Consider the following 19,804-nt stretch of genomic DNA (forward strand, 5'->3'; position numbering starts at 1 on the left):
AAAAATATTTTAAAATTTATTTTTTAGGAGGAAACTTAATGACAAATACTACAACAATTTATGTTGTTGAAGATGATAATCTATATAGGAAACGAATCATTCATTATCTTGAGAGTTACGATTCTAATTCTTTTCGCTATAAAATCTCTTCTTCAGACAATCATTTGCATTTTATGGAAGAGATTCCAACATTAAACATTTCTGATAATGATATTTTCTTTTTGGATATCGATTTAAAAACACAATATTCAGGAATTGATTTGGCAAATCAGATTCGACAAATCAATTCAAAATGCAACATTATTTTTCTGACTAGTTTTGAAGATAAAGCTATTTCAATCATCAATAGTGATATTTTTCCGCTTAGCTATCTTGTAAAGAACCCAATTGACTCAACAGAACTAAAATCAACTATTGAGAATGTTCTGCTGAAGGTAGAAAGTTTGACTAAAGCCGTTTGGAGACAAGATCAAGATATCACGACTTTTATGAACGGATATGAAGCAATTTATCTTAATTGTAAAGATATTTTATATATTGAATCATTGAAAGGTTTAAAGAGTCGCGTTTTGATCAAGACCATTTCAGAAGAACTAATTATAGAAGGAAAAATTGGTAAACTCAAAAATAATTTAAAACAAGTATACTTATTTACCGCTCTTCAGTCCTACATAATTAATCTTGAAAATATTTCATCGATCAATAGAAAAAATGGTACGATTACTTTCAATGGTGGTAAAGATCTTTTTGTAGGAACTCGAATCATTGATAAAGTAAAAAAGGGGCTACAGGAGTATCAATATGTTAGATAGACCTTTTTTTATTTCGTTACTATCACTAAATTTTATACAATTGCTTTGGTTATTTGCTTATAAAAAAATCTTGTCCTTTCGAGAAACAATGATCCTTAGTGCCATTTTAACTGTTCAATTTATTGTTGGTGCTTTTACAGATGATCATTTTATTACTCTATTGCTGATTCCTTTTTTTCTTCTACAATTTTTCTTTCAAGTAAGAAAAGTTCAAAATTGGGTGGTTCCTGCTTTATTTTTAAGTTTTGAAAATGCGATTGTTTTACTTTCATGGCTTTTAACATTGGATATTTGGGATATTCTATTTATTAACCATTTGATTGATGCTGAAACTTATTCAATCTATTTAAAACTTTTTATTTTTCTACAACAATTTGTTTTCTATTTACTTTTGCTCTTCGCTAATTATTTAAATAAACGATTCAATATCACGACCACTATTCATCTATTGCCTAAAAAGTATCGTTTATTATCTGTTTTACTCTTAATTTTCTTATTCGTAACGATTACTCTGCAGCAATTTAGTGTGTCAGAAGGCTATTCAGATTCATTTTTTTACAGCACCTTCATTATCATCTGTTTCACAGCTTTTCTTAGCTGGAATATTCTACTTATTGTTAAACGGCAAAATGAACAACAATATATCAATATCCTTAACAAGAAATATGAGCAAGAAAGAGAAAAGATCAACCGTTCTAATGAATTTCGTCATGATTATAAGCAACTTTTGATTGGACTGACCTCCTATTTGGAACTAAATGATACGCAACAAGCACTTCATTTACTGCATACAATCATTGACTATTCAAACTCACTACTTACACCAAATCTATATAAAACGATTTCAGTGATTCATAATCCACCGATCCAAGGTCTTTTGACTAGTTTTCTAAAAAGTTGTTCGGATAAAGATATTCAGCTGAAAATCACAATAACAGAAAAACTGACAGATATTGATATGAATATCGTCGACTTCATTCGTTGCTTTTCTATTTTATTAGATAATGCCTATGAAGCTGTCCAGGAAACGGAGCTCAAGATGATTGAAATAGCGATTACCGGTGACCAAAATTTTGTAAAAGTAGCCGTAAAAAATACCTATACTGCAGATAAAGATATCTCACTACAATCCCTTTTACAAAATAATTTTTCTACCAAAGAAAAACATCAAGGAAAAGGCTTATATATTCTAGCTAAATTGATTGATAATTATAAAAAAGCAAGTTACCAGATTGCTAAAAAAGATTCCTTTTTTATTGTTAGTTTTTCAGTACCAAAGTTGTCAGAACCACTGCTTATATCTAAATAAAAATGTAGGAAAATGAGTTTTTCTCTCGTATTCCTACATTTTTTGTTTTAATTGCTCTTTGTTTGGAAGTTATACATTTAGTAACTAGTTATAAATTGTGACTTTCTAGACTTTTTGATATGATGAAACAAACTGAATCAAAGGAGTAAATATTTATGGAAACCTATTTAGCAACAGAATTATTTGCTATTAATTATCTCCAAATTGTATGGACGTTACTTCATAAAAAATATATTGATACAAAACACTCCACTATATTATCTATCATATTGGCTTTAACCATCTTGATTAGCTATTTTGTTAGAACCTCTTATATTTACATATTATTATTTGTTTTTTATGTCAGCTTAGCTGTCTTTATTGTACGTTTTACAGGTAATTGGATTTTAATGTCTCTCACTCTTTTTTTGATTAATTCATTGGTACTAATTTCTTGGCTTTTTACATACGACTTAATGAATTTTCTATTCCAAATACATTATATTAATGCGGATCAACACCAAATACTAGTACCTTTTTCATTCTTTGGACAGCAAATAGGTCTATTTCTATTAATTTTCGCTATCAAAAAAGTTGATAAGACTTATTTGATTACTGATTCTATTTTACATATTCAAAAAAATTATAAAATTCAATCGATAGTTGCTCTTTTTTTTCTTACTATTTTTTCTTTACTTAAACAATCAGCAGTACAACATTTTTTTGTGGAGTCATTTCTCTATCTAACCTTTTTAATGCTTACGTTAAACTTAATTGTTTATACGACTGCTTATTCGTATAGTAAATACTATCAACAACAATTAAAAAAGCAAGTGCTATTTGAGCAGTACAATCAAGAATTGGAAAAAATTACTATTTCAGATGAATTTAGACATGATTATCGTAATATTTTGCTAAGTTTGGCAGATTATATTGAACAAGATCAATCGCAAGAAGCGCTCACTTATATTGCATCCATCACTGATTATTCAAAAAACCTTTTGGAAGAAGATTCATATGTTGAACTTGGAAATATCCCCATTCCCTCCGTTCAAGGATTGTTGCTTTATCTGATAGAAGATTGCACAGCTAAACAGATAGCACTTCATCTAAACATACCTGATATCATAAAGGAAAGTGAGATTTCAATTCGTTTGATCGACTTCCTTCATTGTTTATCCGTTATCTCTGAATACGCTGTAAAAGAAACTCAAAAAGGAAAAGAAAACAATTTATATGTGCTAATAGAAAAAGAAGTAAATCAGCTTTATATTAAATTGACCAATACAACTAGTGCTCAAGTAAACTTAGAAAAAACAATTGAGGAGTCAATACTATCAAAAAAATTCTACAAAGAGCATGGACTCACTGCTATCGTAAAAACAATCCGTCAGTATGAAGGAGCAAATTTTTCTCTTCAATTTGATAAAGAATATTTTTCGGCGACTTTTACACTGGCCAATTAGCCCCTGAAAAAAACAGCCTGTAGATTAAAATAGCTTAATCTACTGACTGTTTTTTACTTTATAATCATTTTCTGATATTTCAAAGGCGAAATTCCAACTTGCTCTTTAAACACATGATGAAACGTCTTCACACTAGCAAAACCAGCTTTTTCAGCGACTTCGATCATGGGAACTTTTTCATTGGCTAAAATAAACTTTGCTTGATTAATACGATACTCAGTCAAAAAACTCATAAAAGTTGTCCCGGTATTGGCTTTGAAAAAACGAGTAAAATAATAAGAGCTAAAGCCACTGTATTTTGCTATCTCTTCTAACGTAATCGATTCTTCATAATGATTTTCTACATAAGTAAAGATACGATCTAGCTGTTCTAAATTTTCTTTATACTTTATAGTAGAAGCTTTAGCCCCTTTTTTGACTTCAGTATGTGTTTGAGGGAGCCTTCTATAAAAAGTTGTGACCAATTGAAATAACAAACTAAAAAGTGCATAATTCTTCCCTAAGTCTTGCTTCCCATATTCTTCAAATAATTGCTGTAATAGCTTCTTCATGTCCGTAGCTAAAGATTTTGACCATTTAGAACTATGTTTTTCTCCTGTTTCGAATAATTCAATCAATGAACAATCATTTGTTGATTTCAAGTTTATTTCCTCAAATAGACTCAAATCAAATTGATAAACGATTCGTTCGCTGTCAGGAGACGCTAGAAAATAATGAGGTTCACCGCTAGCAAAAAAATAGATTTCCCCTTCTGCGACATGCACGATTTCATCTCCCACACCGATATTGACAGTCCCCCGTATAGAATAGATGATTTCAATTTCTTTATGCCAATGAGGATAAACAATTGTCATACCATCATTGATAAAAGCTCTAAAAAGAAGATTTGCTTCAAACTCTGGTCGTTCTAAATATACGCTCATTTTCTGCCTCCGATTGTTTCTCTTACCTTTTACTTTATCAAAGTTTTTGATATTTACAACATAATTAGACAGATTAAACAACCTCTACTCTGCTTGAATCGCCGTGGATTTGAATCTGTATTCATTCTTTCCACAGATGGAAATTCTTTTTAAAACAAAAATAACCTATCAATAACAAAATTGCTGTGCCAATACTTAAAGTAATCATTCCATTCACGTTGCTAATTTGTGCATTATGAATGGTTCTTGGTAAACACCAATTTGCATAATATTCTTGATTCTCCACTAAACGTGTAGCAAATGGATGGAAATCATACCCAACAAATATCTTACTGCTATTCAAATAAATAAATGGATTGAACGGAGCTATTTTCCGAGTAAACTCACTATTTAACATGCTTATTGAGTAGCCCTCAAATAAAAGTACCATTGTTATAATTAAACTCAAACTTGTTTTCTTCAAAAAGATACTAACTAAAAAATGGAGAGAAAAACAAAACGCCAATACAAAAGTAAACAATAAATAAACCTGCCCAATATACTGAATAATTGGAATAAAGTCCATGGTCATATTTGAAAATGCAATGACTGGATAAAAAAATGAGCTTCCCCCTGAAAAAACACTTGCAAAGATAAATCCAAAGACTAAGAACAAGCCAATCACTACAACTGATTGAGCCCAAGTTAAAATATATTTAGTCAAAAACAAGCGACCTCTTTGGATTGGCTGAGCAAGATAAAAATACAAACTATTATCTTCCATTTCTTTAGTTAAACTATCGCCAAATAATAAGAACAAGATAATCAGCCCCAAACCACTAGCTAAATATGACACTAAAATCGCAGTAAATATACTATTTTTGGTCCCATAACGCATTGATTGAGGTGGTAGCTTCTTTTTCACTAACTCATCATTTAAGTTCATTCGATATAACGGATAAGTTGGCAATGTTAATTTTCCGTCTAATGATTTTCCTTCATTGGCCATTATTTGAAAAGTCTCTTCTTGCATCAAAATTTCTTGGTTCATTTCCTCTAAAGAGTGTTTCAATTTATCGTTGAAACTTTTTTGATTTAATGCTTCAGCAGTTGGATTTACTTCTGCTATTTCTTGTTGTTCTTTATGTGCCATAAATCCATTGAAAAAAAATAGCACTATGATCAGTGACAGACTTAATAGTAAGAATAAATGTGTCTTACGTGTTTGCCAAACTTTTTTTAATTCAAAATATATTAGATTCATGAGTGCTTATCCTCCAAATTCCAATACCAAATTATTCCCAAAATCAAATTCCATCCAACTAAAATAAGGAACTGGAAATAAAAAGAAGAGGAAAAATGATTATTCACTTCTAAAATTTTACTATTTGTATTCATATAAAAAAATGGCAACCAAGCGGTAACTTTATTCAAACTAGGAATCATTTTTTCTAAAAAGTTTGGTATCAACATTATAGCTAAATACAAGCCTAAAACTTCTAGCCCACTTTTTAGCCATTTTGAAAGTAACAACAACAAGCTACTTGAAAATAACATAAATAGTATTTGTAAACTAACTGTTTTGAGAAAATATTCTCCTAATGGAATTAAGTGAAAACTTGTTCCTTGCTTGATAAGCATTGGATACGCTAAAGAGCCTGTTCCATGAAAAATACTTGCCACAGTAAATCCTACAAATAAAAAGCCAAACATACCACCAATTAAAACAATCATCGTAAGCATATATTTTCTCAAAAAAATAGTTGATTTTTTAAGTGGCTGTACAGCCAAAAACAAATAATTCTTCCGCTCATATTCACTTGGTATAAAATCAAAAAAGAATAAACCAATCATGATAATAATAAAGTAATTCATCCAATGACTAAGTAAGAAATAGACAAAATAGAAACCCTTTTGGCCAATCTCTATGTTTTGCATAGGAATCTTTCGATTAAGTAACCATGTACTTATTGCTAACTGTTCTTTTATATTTGTTTCATTGATCCACTTTTCTCCGCCTAAGTCTAAATACTTTTGCTGTAAGTGCAAACGTTCATTTTGAAGTTTGTTTTTTTCTAACCATCTTTTGTGGCTATGGGCAATATTTTCATCATCTAACATAGAAACAATTTTTAATAATATTTTTCGCATTTCTTTTCCGTTTGGGGAAGAAAACTGTCCATTATCATCTAGGAGTTGTAACTCTTTATATTTATCTTTTGGCCCTACATAGTTTTGAGGGGGAGAAATTTCATCATTAAGCGCTTTTAGATGATCATACACCACTTTATTTTGCGCTTGATTTTCATAATAAAGCGTGCCTAACGAAATAAATATCGACAAAAAAATACAAAGTAATAACACAATGTTCTTAGGGTTTTTAATCCATTTTTCCCACTCAAATTTCATGGTTGAGTCTCCTGCTTTTTCATAAATAAGTTAAAATAGATCTTTTCTAATTGTCCACTAGCTGGTTGACAATCAAATAAGGTAAGCTCTTGTTCTTCACAAAACGAATGAAAAACATTCATTTGTTGCTGGGTAAACCTTCCCTGTAATTTGTACTCCGAAAGTTGCCTACAGGTTACATTGATTCTTGACAAAAAAGACATGGCTTTTTCAATTTCTTTTAACACAATGATGTACTCAATCGCTTCAATTGTAACCTCATCTTTTTCCACCAATTTTCCATCATGTAAAAAGTAAACATCCTCCGTAACTTTTTCTATCTCATCTAAATTATGAGATGAGATAATCATAGAAACTCCTCTTTGATTCAATGTGCGCATGATATTTCTAACCTTGATAATACTATCTGGATCTAGTCCATTCAACGGTTCATCCATTAAAAGCAGTTTTGGTTTTGGTACTAGAGATAGTGCTAAAAGTAAATTTTGTTTCATCCCTAAAGAGTAATTTTTCACCTTTTTTTTTAAATAACTTTCGATACCTAATTCATTTACTAGTTCATTTAGTTCTTCTTTCGACTTTTTTTGTTCTTTACGAACAAATTCTAGATGATCCCAGCCTGTTAATTGTTCATATAAAATAGATGGGTCTTGCAAATATGAAAGATCGTAAAACATTTGATAATTTGTATTTGGTTGACCAAGTACTTGAATCGTTCCCGATTCTGCAACATCGATATTCGCAATAATATTTAACAATGTTGTTTTTCCAGTCCCATTAGGTGCGACTAATGCAATGATTTTTGGTTCCTCTAGAGAAAAAGCAAGATTTTCTAAAATTCTTTGTTCACCAAAATATTTCGTAAGTCCTTGGATTTCTAAAATTTTATTCATAACGTTTCATTTTACTCCTCAATTTCTAATGTACAAGTATTTATCTATCATTTTAGCATTAAGTTGCTGTTATAGCCTTGTATTTTCAATGAATTAAATGTGAAATAAATAAGAATATGGTGTTTTTAGACATATTTAAATGACAATTAGTACGTTTAATATCGTCGCATTTCATCATTATACATAAATTATTTTGAAATAGATATATTAAACAAATCAAATAGAAATATCAACAGTATAGTCAACCCACTTATTAGCTAAGCTCAAAAATAACAAAACTGGGTGTGGAATATTTACCAGAACTTCTTCTGACATTTATCCCACACCCCTCTTCATCTATTTCATTTTTTCTACTTTAACTTTGATCTCGGCGGCAGAATATAATTTGAGTACTCGCTTTATTTCTCCTTCAACATTGAATATAGCCGCTTTATTATAGCCTAAATTTTTAAGTGCTACAGTAACATACTCCATGAATGCTTCTTCTTTCAATACTGATCACTCCTCTTTTTAACTTTGCTAACGCTGTACATTTTTATTCACCCATGAATAGCCTATTATGAGTAACATAGTCACTTCAATCTTTAACATTCAATGACTCTTTAAATAGCAAAAATTTACCTTATTCTAAAACCATGATTGCCCCTGGATCAAGGCTAAAATGCTTAATTTTATTAGCTTCACTCTGCTTGCTCCCTTTCCACCAAAGATCACGTCCATTACAAGTAAACCAAGCGTTTTGTTCAAAAGGTGTTTGTTGACTACTGATATACTTTACGTCCAAGCGGTTGCCTTTGATATCATTTAACAATAAATCATGTGCTCGTATCCCTATATAACAACAGTCTATCGGGACTTCTTCCGTAACTATCAAAGGTGTTTTCCAGCCATGAACTCGGACCGTATGAGAATCGATGCGTTTAATAGGAAAAATATTTTTGCATCCAGTCAATCGAGCGGCTTCTACCGTTTGAGGTTGCTTAAACAAATCAGTTGTTTTGCCCTTAATAAGACCTGAACCAGTCATGATTCCAAGCAACGGACAAAGTCTGTAAAGTTCATCTAAACTATGACTAACGATCAGCACATTGCCTTTGAAATTGACTAGACGCTTTTCCAATTCAAGTTGAAGTTCTTCTTTTAAAGAGGTATCTAAAGCTGAAAAAGGCTCATCTAATAAGAGTAATTCAGGTGCAGCAGCCAACATTCGAGCTAAAGCAACACGTTGTTTTTGTCCACCAGAAAGTTGTCTAGGATAACTGTCCTTAACATTTTTTAAATGAAACAACTCTAGTAATTCTAGAATTAAGCGGTGATCTTTTGTAACACTACTTAAATTTTTATAAACTGTTAAGTGGGGAAACAACGCATATTGCTGAAATAGTAGGCCTATTTTACGTTGTTGAGGGGGTAGGTTGATGCTATTTTTCTTATCAAATAACACTCGATTCCCAAGCCGAATCACACCAGAATCAGGTACTTCAATCCCCGCAATACATTTAAGCAACATACTTTTCCCACAACCAGATGCGCCTAAAATTCCTAATGTTGTCGTATCGAGTTCAAACTTTACCTTTAACTGTTGATCTCGCATTTTTTTTTGAATATCCACGAAAAGTTTCAACCTTGCATCCTCCGTGATTTTCGACTAAATAGTTCCGTTAAACATAAGATCAGAATACAAATAATGACAATAATCGCAACATATTTTTGTGCCAAAGACCAATCACCAGCAGCAACTGCTGAATAAATCGCTAATGGCAGTGTTCGTGTTTTTCCAGCAATATTTCCTGCCAACATTGTTGTTGCGCCAAATTCCCCCAACCCTCGGGCAAAAGCTAGCACGCCTCCAGACAAAAGCCCATTGATTGCTAAGGGCAACGCAATTTTAAAAAATAATTTCCTTTCTGAAAATCCCAATGTTTGAGCCGCAGCCAATAGATCTGGATCAATTTGCTCAAATGCAGCAATCGCTGAACGATACATCAAAGGAAATGATACGGCAACGGCTGCAATTACTGTAGCTGGCCATGAAAAAACAACCTTTATAGCAAAAAAATCCAACAAAAATTTGCCCACTGGTTGCTGAACACCAAAGATATCCAGCAAAAAGAAACCAAAAACCGTTGGCGGCAGCACCAGCGGTAAAGTGAACAAACTATTGAACAAGACTTTAAGCCCTTGATTTTTCAAGCGAAAAACAAGATAAGCAATCAAGGTTCCACAAAAAAACGTAAAGATAACTGCAATAATCGCTGTCTGAAACGAAATAATAATTGGGCTCAGCTCCATCAAATTCACCTACTTATTTAGAATAAAACCAGTATTTTCAAAGTATTTTGCAACTTCTTTGCTTTCTAAAAATGCCATAAATTCTTTGGCCATTGCTTTTTCTTTCGACTTTCCAATTAAACCAACTGGATAAATAATCGGTTCATTCAAGGTATCCTTTGGTAAAACTGCAACGACTTTTACTTTGTTATTTGATGCAGCATCTGTAGCATAAACTAACCCCGCTTGAGCACTCCCTTCAGCTACCCAATTTAGGACTTCGGTGACATTGGTTCCAAAGCTAGCATGTTCTTTTACATATGTCCAATATCCTAAAGAGTCCAAACCTTTCTTAGCGTATTGCCCCGCTGGAACACTTGTTGGGTCACCTACTGCAATCATTTCTGCTTTCTTTAAATCACTAAATTTTTTCCAATCAACCTTTGAAGAGCTTGGTATAATCATGACCAATTGATTTTGTAATAATGGTACAACACTTTTTTTTACAACTAAATTTTGAGAAACTAAGGTATGCATTTGTTTGGTTGAGGCTGAAAAAAACACATCTGCTTCTAAGCCTTTTTCAATTTGTGTTTGTAGTTTACCTGAACTATCATAATTGCCTTCAATTGTAGTTTCTGGATGTTTTTTTACAAATGCTGGGATGATTCGTTCTTCCATGACGGATTCCAAACTGGCTGCGGCTGCAATCAATAAATGATGTTCTTCCATCTGACTGTTTGAGCTAGAGGAAATGGTTGTGTTTTTGTTCTTTGAGGCACATGCAGTTAGAAATAAACAGATCAACAAAACCAGACTCAAGATTTTCACACTGTGATTGTGTTTCATCGTTTTCTCTCCTCCAACATTATTTTATAAATATCCCCCATATCCCAAAGCAGCGATTTCTTTTTTTGTAATTGAGTCTTGTGCAACGATGCGTGGCAATAATAAATCAAAAACCGTTCGTTCACAAAACATGACTCCCCCTGGTAAGCCTACGATTGTTTTTCCATCTAAATAGGCGATCAATAACATCGATCCTGGCAGAACAGGAGTACCATGAGAAACAATAGCCGCGCCTGTTTGCTTTATTGCGAATGGTGTTCGGTCATCTGGATCTACGCTCATTCCACCAGTGCAAAAGACAATATCAGCACCTGCTGCTAACATTTTTTTGATTGCTTTTGTAATCAAGTCTGGATCATCATTAACGATTTTATGAAATGTGATCTCAACGTTTGGATAATTAGATAACTTATTTTTCACAACTGGTGTAAAAGAATCTTCAATCAGCCCATTAAAAATCTCACTGCCCGTTGTAACAATCCCCACCGTTACTGGTTTAAACGGAATCAATGATAAAATGCTTTGATGTCCAATCAGCTTTTCCGCTTGAAGCAATATTTCTGGCGCAATTTCCAAAGGAATGATCCGAGTTCCTGCTAATTTTTGCCCTTTACAGATCTTTTGGTTGCTATTACGAGTTGCCACAGCAATTTTTCCAATCAAATTCAATTCCAATAACAAGTCTTGATTCACTTTCAATAGACCATCTACTTCAGCGACTACTTCGATTTTCCCTTCTGAAACAGGCGTTGGTTGCATAAATTTGCCTGCAATCAAATGATACAAAAAATCTGCTGCTTCATTTTCATGAATCAGTTCCGAAGCGTTCGATCTTAAAAATAAATGCTCTTTTCCTAACGACAGTAATACAGGAATATCTTCTGCTTTGACTTGATGTCCTTTGGAAAAAAGTGCCCCTTTAAACTCTCCCTTAACAATTTTTGTGATATCTTGACACAAGATCAACCCTTCTGCATTGACTGTTTTCACAATTTTCATTTTTGACCTCCGTTTAATGCTCTGTTTTTCGATCTGTTAAAATATCTAAGGAATGAGGTAAAATCGGCAGTAAATACGTTAAATTTTCTGTAACTCCTTTCGGGCTTCCAGGTAAATTGATGATCAATGTTTTCCCACGCTGTACAGCAACACCACGACTCAACATGGCAAATGGTGTTTTTTGGATACTCAGCATACGCATCCCTTCACTAATACCGGGAATCGTTTTTTCGGCTATGTTTATCGTCGCTTCTGGAGTGATATCTCGAACCCCCAAACCTGTGCCGCCAGTTGTTAAAATTAAATCGCAGTATTGGCACCATTCAATCAGCAACAAACTTAATTCTTCTTTTTCATCAGGTAAGATTGTTTGTCTGATTATCTCAAATTGCTCTTGAATCAGTTCTTTTATGACCTTTCCTGATTCATCTTTCCTAACCCCCTGATATCCTGAATCACTTAACGTGATGATTCCTGCTTTATACAACTTCTAGCTTATCTCCCTTTTTTATATGTCCTTGTGTTACAACAACTGCAAAAATCCCTTCTCTTGGCATAATGCAATCACCAACTCGAGCATAGATTTGACAATGCTTGTGGCACTCTTTCCCAATTTGGGTAACGACCAGTTCTGCTTGACCAATTCGAATTTGACTTCCAACTGGTAATTGTCGCAAATCCACTCCCGAAACAATCAGATTTTCACCAAAAGCACCATTGCCTACACGAGCACCTCGCCCGTTAAATTCAGTAATTTTTTCAAAAGATAATAAGCTGACTTGCCGATGCCAATTTCCACCATGTGCATCATTTTCTAAGCCAAATCCTTTGATTAAATTCACTTCCGGTATTTCTTTTTTCTGTGTGCCCCGTCGTTCACTGATATTGATTCCGATAATTTCTCCCATTGTCATGATCATTACCCTCCAATTTGTGACATCAATCGAGAATCACCCTGACTCTCTAGAAAATGATGTTTCTCTGGTTTTCGCTGAATTGCTGAAAATACTTGTTGTAATAATAATTCTTTGTTTTCTGTCTGCAACGCGGTTTTTAACTCACACCCGTCATCCATATGTAAGCACGTCTTCAAACAACCCTCTGCTGTAATACGGATTCGGTCGCACTCCGCACAAAAACAATGGCCTAAAGCACTGATAAAACCTATTTTCCCTTTAAAACCAGCTAAAGAATAATAACTTGCTGGGCCATTTCCTAAACGATGTTCAAATGGACTAAGCTTTCCATATCTTGATTCCAGAACAGAAAAAATATCTTCTTGGGTTAGACCAGGACAACTCTTCCCTAAACCGATTGGCATCAACTCGATAAAGCGAACGTGAATTGGATTTGTTTTAGCAAGTTCTGCAATGTCACAAATGGCTTCTTCTGTTAATTCTCCTCTAGCTACTGTATTAACTTTGATATTAGGTAATCCTACCTCAACAGCTTTTTCCAATCCTGATAGTACTCGCTTCAACTCACCGACTCTGGTGATTGCACGAAATTCATCGGGATCCAGCGTGTCAATACTGATATTGATGCCATCTAATTTGGCTTTTTTTAAAGCATTAGCATATTTTGTCAGTTGAATCCCATTCGTTGTTAAAGTCACCTTTTCAATCCCTTTTACTTCTTTAATTGCCTTAATCAAAGGAACGATCTCATTTCTTGTTAATGGCTCACCACCTGTAATCTTTACTTTTTTGATTCCTTGTAAGGCCAAATTCTCAATCAGAAATAAAATCTCCTCAACACTTAAAACTTCCGCTTTTTTTAGAAAACTCATCCCTGTGGCCGGCATACAGTATGTGCACCTAAGATCACAGCGGTCTGTCACAGATAGCCGTACATAATCCACTTCACGATTAAAAGAGTCCTTCATTTTAAGTCCGCCTTTCCTGTGACACTACTCAACAACTTCTGTATTTGTTGAAATAAAATGGCCACTTTTCCCTCCAGATTTTTCAACTAAACAAACATTCATGATATTCATCTCACGATCCATTGCTTTACACATATCATAAATCGTCAAAAGAGCAATATTTACTCCAGTCAAAGCTTCCATTTCAACACCAGTCGGTCCTACAGTTTTGGTTAAGCAATGAACAGATAAAATTTGATTCGTTTTCCAACTAAAATCAACTTCACATTTCGTTAAAGCTAATACATGACATAATGGAATCAGTTCAAAGGTCTTTTTTGCTGCCATAATTCCAGCAATCCTTGCAACTTGTAGGACTTCCCCCTTTTTCAACGTCTGATTTTTGATTCCCGTTGCGACCTCTTTGTTCATATGAATCTCACCATATGCTACAGCTGTTCGTTCAGTCTCTTCTTTTTTTGAAACATCAACCATGCGAGCTTTTCCTTGATCATTGATATGAGTAAATTGTAACGATTCCTTCATTTAGATCTCCTATTTAAAACGCTTTCATTTTCGATTATATAGTTATAAATTTCACTATCTTTCTCTTAAGTTTAGCACTCTGGCTAAAAAAAAACAATCTGATATAAATAAATTTTTTTAGATAAAAAATTAGGTGTGAAACAAAAGATATGTTCACTTTTGTTTCACACCCTAAGCCCAAGTATGCAGTGGGAGCAGAAGTAATCTCTTCTTATTTTTTTGAAGCTGAATGCTTTTGTTATGACCTCGTTTGTATTAACGTACTAAAATTTCCAATAGTAAACAGTGACGTAATCCCCTTTGCTCAATTGTTTTTTAGCTGGTTGATCGATCAGGCAGTTTGTTTCAAGAGTATTATGAAAAACAGAGGAATAATGTACGATTGATTTTAAAGAGACAAATCCATTTTCCTCATATGCTCGAATAAATCGGCGAAGAGTGGATGGCTTTAAGTCTTCCGTTAATTGAACCATTCGCTTTTCTAAATTTAATTCTGGGCAATTCATAAAATAGGCCAAGATCGACCAATAAAATACATGTAAATTCACTACCGCCGCAAAGGGATTCCCTGATAAATTTAAAAGAACTTTATTTTGGTACAAACTGGCCATCACAGGTGTTCCTGGTTTCATATTCACAAAGTGAAACAGCAATTCTCCCTCTAATTGCTGGATTACATGAGGAATGTAGTCTTTTTCGCCAACTGAAACGCCACCGGTTGTAATTAAAAGATCCACCTCATTTACTTTTTCCTGAATAATGCGAGAAATCTCACCAATGTCATCCGAGCAGTATTCCGTAAATACGATTTTACCACCGCTTGTTTGAATGAGAGAAGCTAATGTATATAAATTACTGTCATAAATTTTACCTGAAACAAGTGGTGAGCCTAGAGAAATCAGTTCGCTTCCTGTTGCTAAAATCCCTACTTTTATAGGCGCTAAGACTTTGATTTCTGTGATCCCTTGTGCAGCTAGGATGCCGACTGTTCTACTATTGAGCAATTGATATTTTGATATAATTTTCTGATTCAGATAAACATCTTCACCTACTTCACCATAGTTACGACCTGATGTGATTTCTCGGTAAATATTGACCTGTGTCTCGCCATAATCGGTCCATTCTTGTTTAATTACTGCATCATAAGGTTTTGGAATCGGTGCGCCAGTCATGATTCTAACAGCCGTTCCATGCGCTTTTATAAACGCCTGTTCTGCATCACCTGCAAAGATTGTTTTGGTCACTTTTAGACAAATTGGCTCTTGCGGATTTGCACCTTGACTCTCTTTTGCAACAATTGCATAACCATCCATTCCAGCTCTTGGAAAATGTGGTACGGCTACTTTTGCATAGATATCTTCAGCACATACCCGTCCTGCTGCTTCTAAAATAGAAACAGTTTCTACTTCTTTTTGCTGAGCCAAAACGTGCTGGATTTTCTCTCTGGCTTTTTCAACTTCGATCATTGGCTCAACTCCTTTTTACTTGATTGGTGTAATATCGACTGCACATACTTTGTATTCAGGGATAATCGCAATATCATCAAATTCGGCATTGGTCAGTTCATTTACATTTCCATCAGGAAAATGGAAGGTCATAAAGACTTCTTGAGGAAAGACCCGATTGCCCACAGCAGCATATGTTTCAATCGTTCCTCGTCTAGATTTGACTTTGACCTTATCCCCTTCTTCAATTCCTAAACGGCTAGCATCTACCGTATTGATTTCAATATAAGAACGGTTAGCGATTTGATTGATGCCTTCTGTTCGACCTGTCATCGCTCGCGTATTGTAATGATATAGCATTCTACCTGTAGACATTAGATATGGATACATTTCATCTGGTAATTCTCTAGATTTTTTATAAGGAATTGCCATAAACAATCCTTTGCCTCGGGTAAATTCACCAACATGCATGATCGGTGTCCCAGGATCTTCATTTGTTCGACATGGCCACTGCAGCCCTCCCGTTTCTTCTAATCGATCATAGTTGATTCCACCAAAAGTTGGTGTTACAGCTGCAATTTCATCCATGATTTCCTTAGCAGAATCATAATGACAAGGATAACCTAGACGAGTCATTACATCGCAGAAAATAGCAAAATCTTCTCTAGCTTCCCCTTTTGGTTCAACTGCTTTTCGAACTCGCTGAACTCGTCTTTCGGTATTGGTAAAGGTTCCGTCTTTTTCAGCATAACTTATTCCAGGTAGCACTACATCTGCATAAGCTGCTGTTTCTGTCATAAATAGCTCTTGAACAACGAAAAATTCTAGATTTTCTAACGCCTTACGGACATGATTCGTATCTGGATCTGTTACAATCGGATCTTCACCAAAAATATATAAGCCTTTGATCTTCCCTTCTGTGGCAGCTGGTAATACTTGCGTAGAAGTCATGCCCACTTTTTTGTTTAGTGACACACCCCAAGCTTTTTCAAATTTCGCCCTCATTTCTGGATTAGCTACTTTTTGATACCCTGGAAAATCATACGGCATACAGCCCATATCACAGGCACCTTGCACGTTATTTTGTCCTCGTAATGGATTAACGCCACATCCAGGCTTCCCAATCTTCCCTACCAGCATGGCCATATTCGACATACTCATAACGCCTTCCGTTCCAGTAGAGTGCTCCGTTACACCTAGACAATAGATAATCGGTGCCTTTTCTGCTTTTGCATATAATCTAGCTGCTTTAACCAAATCTTCTACTTCAATATGGCAAATTTCTGCTACTTTTTCAGGAGGATAATCTGCGACGAGTTGTTCTAGTGCCTCAAATCCTTCTGTCTTTTCTTCGATAAAAGCACGATCAGCTAAGCCTTCTTTTAATATCACATGCATCATACCATTGGCGAATGCTACATTCGTTCCTGCTTGAATTTGTAAGTGAAGTTCACAATTTTTTACTAAGTCGATTTTCCGAGGATCAACCACGATTACCTTCGTTCCACGCTGCATTGCCTGACGAATTTGTGAACCGATCACCGGATGTGCTTCTTCTGGATTTGAGCCGACTAACAAAATTACGTCAACATCGGTCGTAATATCAGCAATTGGATTAGTCATGGCACCCGATCCTAGCGTATGAGCTAACCCATGCACAGAAGCAGAATGACAAACACGAGCACAATTATCTACATTATTCGTACCAAATGCAGCCCGCATCATTTTTTGAAATACATAGTTGTCTTCATTAATCGATCTGGAACAAGAAAAACCTGCCAATGAATCGGCACCATGATCCGCTTTCAACTGGCTAAATTTATTTGCAACCAAAGTCAATGCTTCGTCCCAACTAGCAGGTTCAAAAATTCCATTGCGCTTGATCAACGGTTCTGTCAAACGATCTCCTGAACCAACAAATTTATAAGAAGCAAATTTTCCTTTAACACAGAGAAGATTCTTATTGGCAGCGCCATTGATCGGTTCAACTCCAACTAACTTGTTACCTTTTACAACAAGATTCATTTGACAACCAGTTCCACAATGAGGACATGTCGTCGGAATCTTCTTTGTTTCCCACTCACGGTAATTTTTATGGTCTTTACTGACTAAAGCACCTGTTGGACAAGCAGAAACACAGTTGCCACACGATTCGCAAAGGGACTGATCGAAAGAGGCTCCATAACTAGGGGTCATTTTTGTGTCAAAGCCTCGTTTTGAGATACTGATAACATCTCGACCTTGACGTAATTGGCAGACCTTAGAACAACGTCTACACATAATGCATTTTTCAGGGTCGTACTCAAAAAAAGGATTGCTCGTATCTTCTTGATGGCACGGCATCCGTTTGCCATCAGTAAAGCTCGTCTCATCAATCCCATACTCTAAACAATAGTCTTGTAATTTACACGCACCATTTTTCCCACAAGAAAAACAGTCTAATTTATGATTGCTCAACAAAAGATCCAGCACAAATCTGCGGGAATCATTGACTCTCGGTGAAGCTGTATGGACCACCATTCCTTCTTGACAATGTGCAGTACAAGCTGTGGTCAAACCACCTTTTCTTCCACCTTCAACTTCAACTGTACACATCCGACAAGAACCATCAGGTGCCAGCTCTTTCAAATGACAAAGTGTAGGAATGTCAATATTTAACATCTCGGCCGCTTCTAATACTGTCGTTCCTTTTGGAACAGTAATTGCTTGGTTATCGATCGACATCGTGACTGTTGCTGTTTTCATTTTTATTTCCATCTTACCAAAATCCCCCTTTTATCGGTGCAACTGCCTCACGAATACCTGCTTCAAATTCTTTAGGAAAATAAGTTAATCCACTTCTCATCGGATTGGCAACAGATTGTCCTAATCCACAAGCAGAAAGATTTGTTACATGGGTCAACATTTTTCTAAGTCGCTCAAGATCACCACTAACAGCAGTTTGTGTGTTGAATTTCGTCAGCAATTCTAAGATTCGTGTCGTTCCTAGGCGACACGGTGTACATTTACCGCAAGATTCATGTGCAAAAAAAGCCGCGACATTCACTAAGTAATCAACAATACTTACCTGATCATCCATCACAACGATCGCACCAGAACCAATGGATAAATCGTTGTCCCATAATCCTTCATATGAATAGATACAGTCATCAAGATTTTCAACTGCTCCAATCGGTCCAGATTGTCCACCAAAATGGATAAATTTTAACGGTCGACCTGTCGCTGTTCCCCCACCATATTCTTCAGAATAAAGAATCTCTTGTAATGGAGTACCTAGATTGACCTCATACAAGCCTCGATTTTTAACATGACCTGACAGACAAATCAACTTCGTTCCACCGCCATCTTCGGTACCAAGATCACGATAGGCTTGCCCTCCTTCACGTAAAATAACGGGAATGCTTGCAAACGATTCTACATTATTCACTAAAGTTGGCTGTAAATATAACCCCACATCTGCCAAATGCGGTGGCTTTACTCTTGGTCTGCCGGTTTTGCCTTCGATTGAATTTAACAACGCTGAATTCTCACCACAAACATATGCACCAGCACCAGAAATAATCGTAATGTTATAATTAAACCCTGGAATTCCTAAAATATTTTCACCTAAAAACCCAGCCTTTTCAGCATTATCCAACGCTTCTTGAAAAATTTTCTGAATCCGTCGATACTCCCCTCGTATGTAAATATAGCCCGCTTTGGCAGAGAAAAGATAACCTGCGATTACCATACCTTCGATCACACTTAAAGGATCCTGTTCTAATAAAGCCTTGTCTTTAAAGGTTCCCGGCTCTCCTTCGTCTGCGTTACAAACGATATACTTTGTATCGCCCTTAGCTCCATATAAGTGCCGCCATTTTTTTCCCAACGGAAAGGCCGCTCCGCCTCTCCCACGTAAATGAGCTAAATCAAGTTCATCTAATATACTTTCTTTCTCCATTTTAATTGCTTCCAATAGACCAGAAAATCCATTATATTTCTGATATTCTTCAACATCTGTCACTTGTTTCATTTTGTTTATACGCGCCAATAAAACTGGTTTATTTCGTTCGATCATTTT

Annotated in this window: 19 protein-coding genes; 3 read left to right on the forward strand and 16 right to left on the reverse strand. The window is 35.1% G+C overall.

Annotated features, from left to right (window positions below):
- The first annotated feature begins 38 nt into the window (after nucleotides 1–38).
- From IGJ02_RS11085 to IGJ02_RS11095, 3 genes are all read left to right on the forward strand, one after another.
- A complete protein-coding gene (locus IGJ02_RS11085) occupies nucleotides 39–812 on the forward strand; it encodes a LytR/AlgR family response regulator transcription factor (RefSeq protein ID WP_010763148.1) in 774 nt (257 codons plus the stop codon).
- Nucleotides 802–2,121 carry a sensor histidine kinase gene (locus IGJ02_RS11090; protein WP_430602022.1) on the forward strand — a complete coding sequence of 440 codons (1,320 nt, stop codon included), beginning with the start codon at nucleotides 802–804 and terminating at the stop codon, nucleotides 2,119–2,121. Before IGJ02_RS11085 ends, IGJ02_RS11090 begins: the two co-directional genes overlap by 11 nt.
- Before the next feature lie 155 nt (nucleotides 2,122–2,276).
- A complete protein-coding gene (locus tag IGJ02_RS11095) occupies nucleotides 2,277–3,566 on the forward strand; it encodes a hypothetical protein (RefSeq protein ID WP_430602023.1) in 1,290 nt (429 codons plus the stop codon).
- Nucleotides 3,567–3,619: 53 nt separating this feature from the next.
- Here IGJ02_RS11095 and IGJ02_RS11100 read toward each other — a convergent pair whose 3' ends face one another.
- The 16 genes from IGJ02_RS11100 to IGJ02_RS11175 form a co-directional block, all read right to left on the reverse strand.
- Nucleotides 3,620–4,489 (reverse strand): AraC family transcriptional regulator, encoded by an 870-nt coding sequence (locus tag IGJ02_RS11100; protein WP_430602024.1) that lies wholly within the window; start codon nucleotides 4,487–4,489, stop codon nucleotides 3,620–3,622.
- Between the two features lie 121 nt (nucleotides 4,490–4,610).
- Nucleotides 4,611–5,732, reverse strand: a complete 1,122-nt coding sequence (locus tag IGJ02_RS11105) for an ABC transporter permease (RefSeq protein WP_430602025.1) — start codon at nucleotides 5,730–5,732, stop codon at nucleotides 4,611–4,613.
- Complete coding sequence (locus IGJ02_RS11110; RefSeq protein WP_010763143.1) at nucleotides 5,729–6,877, reverse strand: ABC transporter permease subunit; 1,149 nt, start codon at nucleotides 6,875–6,877, stop codon at nucleotides 5,729–5,731. The genes IGJ02_RS11105 and IGJ02_RS11110 overlap by 4 nt, the downstream gene beginning before the upstream one ends.
- Nucleotides 6,874–7,770: an ABC transporter ATP-binding protein gene (locus IGJ02_RS11115; RefSeq protein WP_010763142.1), complete on the reverse strand. Its 897-nt coding sequence runs from the start codon at nucleotides 7,768–7,770 to the stop codon at nucleotides 6,874–6,876. Before IGJ02_RS11115 ends, IGJ02_RS11110 begins: the two co-directional genes overlap by 4 nt.
- Before the next feature lie 336 nt (nucleotides 7,771–8,106).
- Entirely contained in the window at nucleotides 8,107–8,262 is a 156-nt protein-coding gene (locus IGJ02_RS11120; protein ID WP_430602026.1) for a hypothetical protein, read from the reverse strand.
- 130 nt (nucleotides 8,263–8,392) lie between these two features.
- A complete protein-coding gene (locus IGJ02_RS11125; protein WP_430602027.1) occupies nucleotides 8,393–9,394 on the reverse strand; it encodes a sulfate/molybdate ABC transporter ATP-binding protein in 1,002 nt (333 codons plus the stop codon).
- Nucleotides 9,391–10,062 (reverse strand): molybdate ABC transporter permease subunit, encoded by a 672-nt coding sequence (modB, locus tag IGJ02_RS11130; protein ID WP_010763138.1) that lies wholly within the window; start codon nucleotides 10,060–10,062, stop codon nucleotides 9,391–9,393. The genes IGJ02_RS11125 and modB overlap by 4 nt, the downstream gene beginning before the upstream one ends.
- Before the next feature lie 9 nt (nucleotides 10,063–10,071).
- Entirely contained in the window at nucleotides 10,072–10,890 is an 819-nt protein-coding gene (modA, locus tag IGJ02_RS11135) for a molybdate ABC transporter substrate-binding protein (RefSeq protein WP_430602028.1), read from the reverse strand.
- 24 nt (nucleotides 10,891–10,914) lie between these two features.
- The gene (locus tag IGJ02_RS11140; RefSeq protein WP_010763136.1) at nucleotides 10,915–11,889 is read right to left on the reverse strand and encodes a molybdopterin-binding protein; all 975 of its coding nucleotides are present in this window, start codon (nucleotides 11,887–11,889) and stop codon (nucleotides 10,915–10,917) included.
- Between the two features lie 13 nt (nucleotides 11,890–11,902).
- The gene (locus IGJ02_RS11145; RefSeq protein ID WP_010763135.1) at nucleotides 11,903–12,376 is read right to left on the reverse strand and encodes a MogA/MoaB family molybdenum cofactor biosynthesis protein; all 474 of its coding nucleotides are present in this window, start codon (nucleotides 12,374–12,376) and stop codon (nucleotides 11,903–11,905) included.
- Nucleotides 12,369–12,803: an MOSC domain-containing protein gene (locus tag IGJ02_RS11150; protein WP_010763134.1), complete on the reverse strand. Its 435-nt coding sequence runs from the start codon at nucleotides 12,801–12,803 to the stop codon at nucleotides 12,369–12,371. The genes IGJ02_RS11145 and IGJ02_RS11150 overlap by 8 nt, the downstream gene beginning before the upstream one ends.
- A 5-nt stretch (nucleotides 12,804–12,808) precedes the next feature.
- On the reverse strand, nucleotides 12,809–13,774 hold the full coding sequence (gene moaA / locus IGJ02_RS11155; RefSeq protein ID WP_430602029.1) for a GTP 3',8-cyclase MoaA: 966 nt from the start codon (nucleotides 13,772–13,774) through the stop codon (nucleotides 12,809–12,811).
- A 24-nt stretch (nucleotides 13,775–13,798) separates the two neighbouring features.
- A complete protein-coding gene (moaC, locus tag IGJ02_RS11160; protein ID WP_430602030.1) occupies nucleotides 13,799–14,299 on the reverse strand; it encodes a cyclic pyranopterin monophosphate synthase MoaC in 501 nt (166 codons plus the stop codon).
- 263 nt (nucleotides 14,300–14,562) lie between these two features.
- Nucleotides 14,563–15,765: a molybdopterin molybdotransferase MoeA gene (locus tag IGJ02_RS11165; protein WP_430602031.1), complete on the reverse strand. Its 1,203-nt coding sequence runs from the start codon at nucleotides 15,763–15,765 to the stop codon at nucleotides 14,563–14,565.
- Between the two features lie 15 nt (nucleotides 15,766–15,780).
- The gene (gene fdhF, locus IGJ02_RS11170) at nucleotides 15,781–18,501 is read right to left on the reverse strand and encodes a formate dehydrogenase subunit alpha (protein ID WP_430602032.1); all 2,721 of its coding nucleotides are present in this window, start codon (nucleotides 18,499–18,501) and stop codon (nucleotides 15,781–15,783) included.
- 1 nt (nucleotide 18,502) lies between these two features.
- Nucleotides 18,503–19,801 (reverse strand): complex I 51 kDa subunit family protein, encoded by a 1,299-nt coding sequence (locus IGJ02_RS11175; RefSeq protein ID WP_430602033.1) that lies wholly within the window; start codon nucleotides 19,799–19,801, stop codon nucleotides 18,503–18,505.
- Nucleotides 19,802–19,804: the final 3 nt, after the last annotated feature.

Origin of the sequence: Enterococcus sp. DIV0724b, from assembly GCF_050531475.1 — a bacterium.
Taxonomy (GTDB): Bacteria; Bacillota; Bacilli; order Lactobacillales; family Enterococcaceae; genus Enterococcus_L; species Enterococcus_L haemoperoxidus.

Bases quoted from the DNA above. Each gene is read 5' to 3' on its own strand.
- IGJ02_RS11085 (WP_010763148.1), top strand. From the start codon at position 39: ATGACAAATACTACAACAATTTATGTTGTTGAAGATGATAATCTATAT.
- IGJ02_RS11090 (WP_430602022.1), top strand. From the start codon at position 802: ATGTTAGATAGACCTTTTTTTATTTCGTTACTATCACTAAATTTTATA.
- IGJ02_RS11095 (WP_430602023.1), top strand. From the start codon at position 2,277: ATGGAAACCTATTTAGCAACAGAATTATTTGCTATTAATTATCTCCAA.
- IGJ02_RS11100 (WP_430602024.1), bottom strand. From the start codon at position 4,489: ATGAGCGTATATTTAGAACGACCAGAGTTTGAAGCAAATCTTCTTTTT.
- IGJ02_RS11105 (WP_430602025.1), bottom strand. From the start codon at position 5,732: ATGAATCTAATATATTTTGAATTAAAAAAAGTTTGGCAAACACGTAAG.
- IGJ02_RS11110 (WP_010763143.1), bottom strand. From the start codon at position 6,877: ATGAAATTTGAGTGGGAAAAATGGATTAAAAACCCTAAGAACATTGTG.
- IGJ02_RS11115 (WP_010763142.1), bottom strand. From the start codon at position 7,770: ATGAATAAAATTTTAGAAATCCAAGGACTTACGAAATATTTTGGTGAA.
- modB (WP_010763138.1), bottom strand. From the start codon at position 10,062: ATGGAGCTGAGCCCAATTATTATTTCGTTTCAGACAGCGATTATTGCA.
- modA (WP_430602028.1), bottom strand. From the start codon at position 10,890: ATGAAACACAATCACAGTGTGAAAATCTTGAGTCTGGTTTTGTTGATC.
- IGJ02_RS11140 (WP_010763136.1), bottom strand. From the start codon at position 11,889: ATGAAAATTGTGAAAACAGTCAATGCAGAAGGGTTGATCTTGTGTCAA.
- IGJ02_RS11150 (WP_010763134.1), bottom strand. From the start codon at position 12,803: ATGACAATGGGAGAAATTATCGGAATCAATATCAGTGAACGACGGGGC.
- moaA (WP_430602029.1), bottom strand. From the start codon at position 13,774: ATGAAGGACTCTTTTAATCGTGAAGTGGATTATGTACGGCTATCTGTG.
- moaC (WP_430602030.1), bottom strand. From the start codon at position 14,299: ATGAAGGAATCGTTACAATTTACTCATATCAATGATCAAGGAAAAGCT.
- IGJ02_RS11165 (WP_430602031.1), bottom strand. From the start codon at position 15,765: ATGATCGAAGTTGAAAAAGCCAGAGAGAAAATCCAGCACGTTTTGGCT.
- fdhF (WP_430602032.1), bottom strand. From the start codon at position 18,501: ATGGAAATAAAAATGAAAACAGCAACAGTCACGATGTCGATCGATAAC.
- IGJ02_RS11175 (WP_430602033.1), bottom strand. From the start codon at position 19,801: ATGATCGAACGAAATAAACCAGTTTTATTGGCGCGTATAAACAAAATG.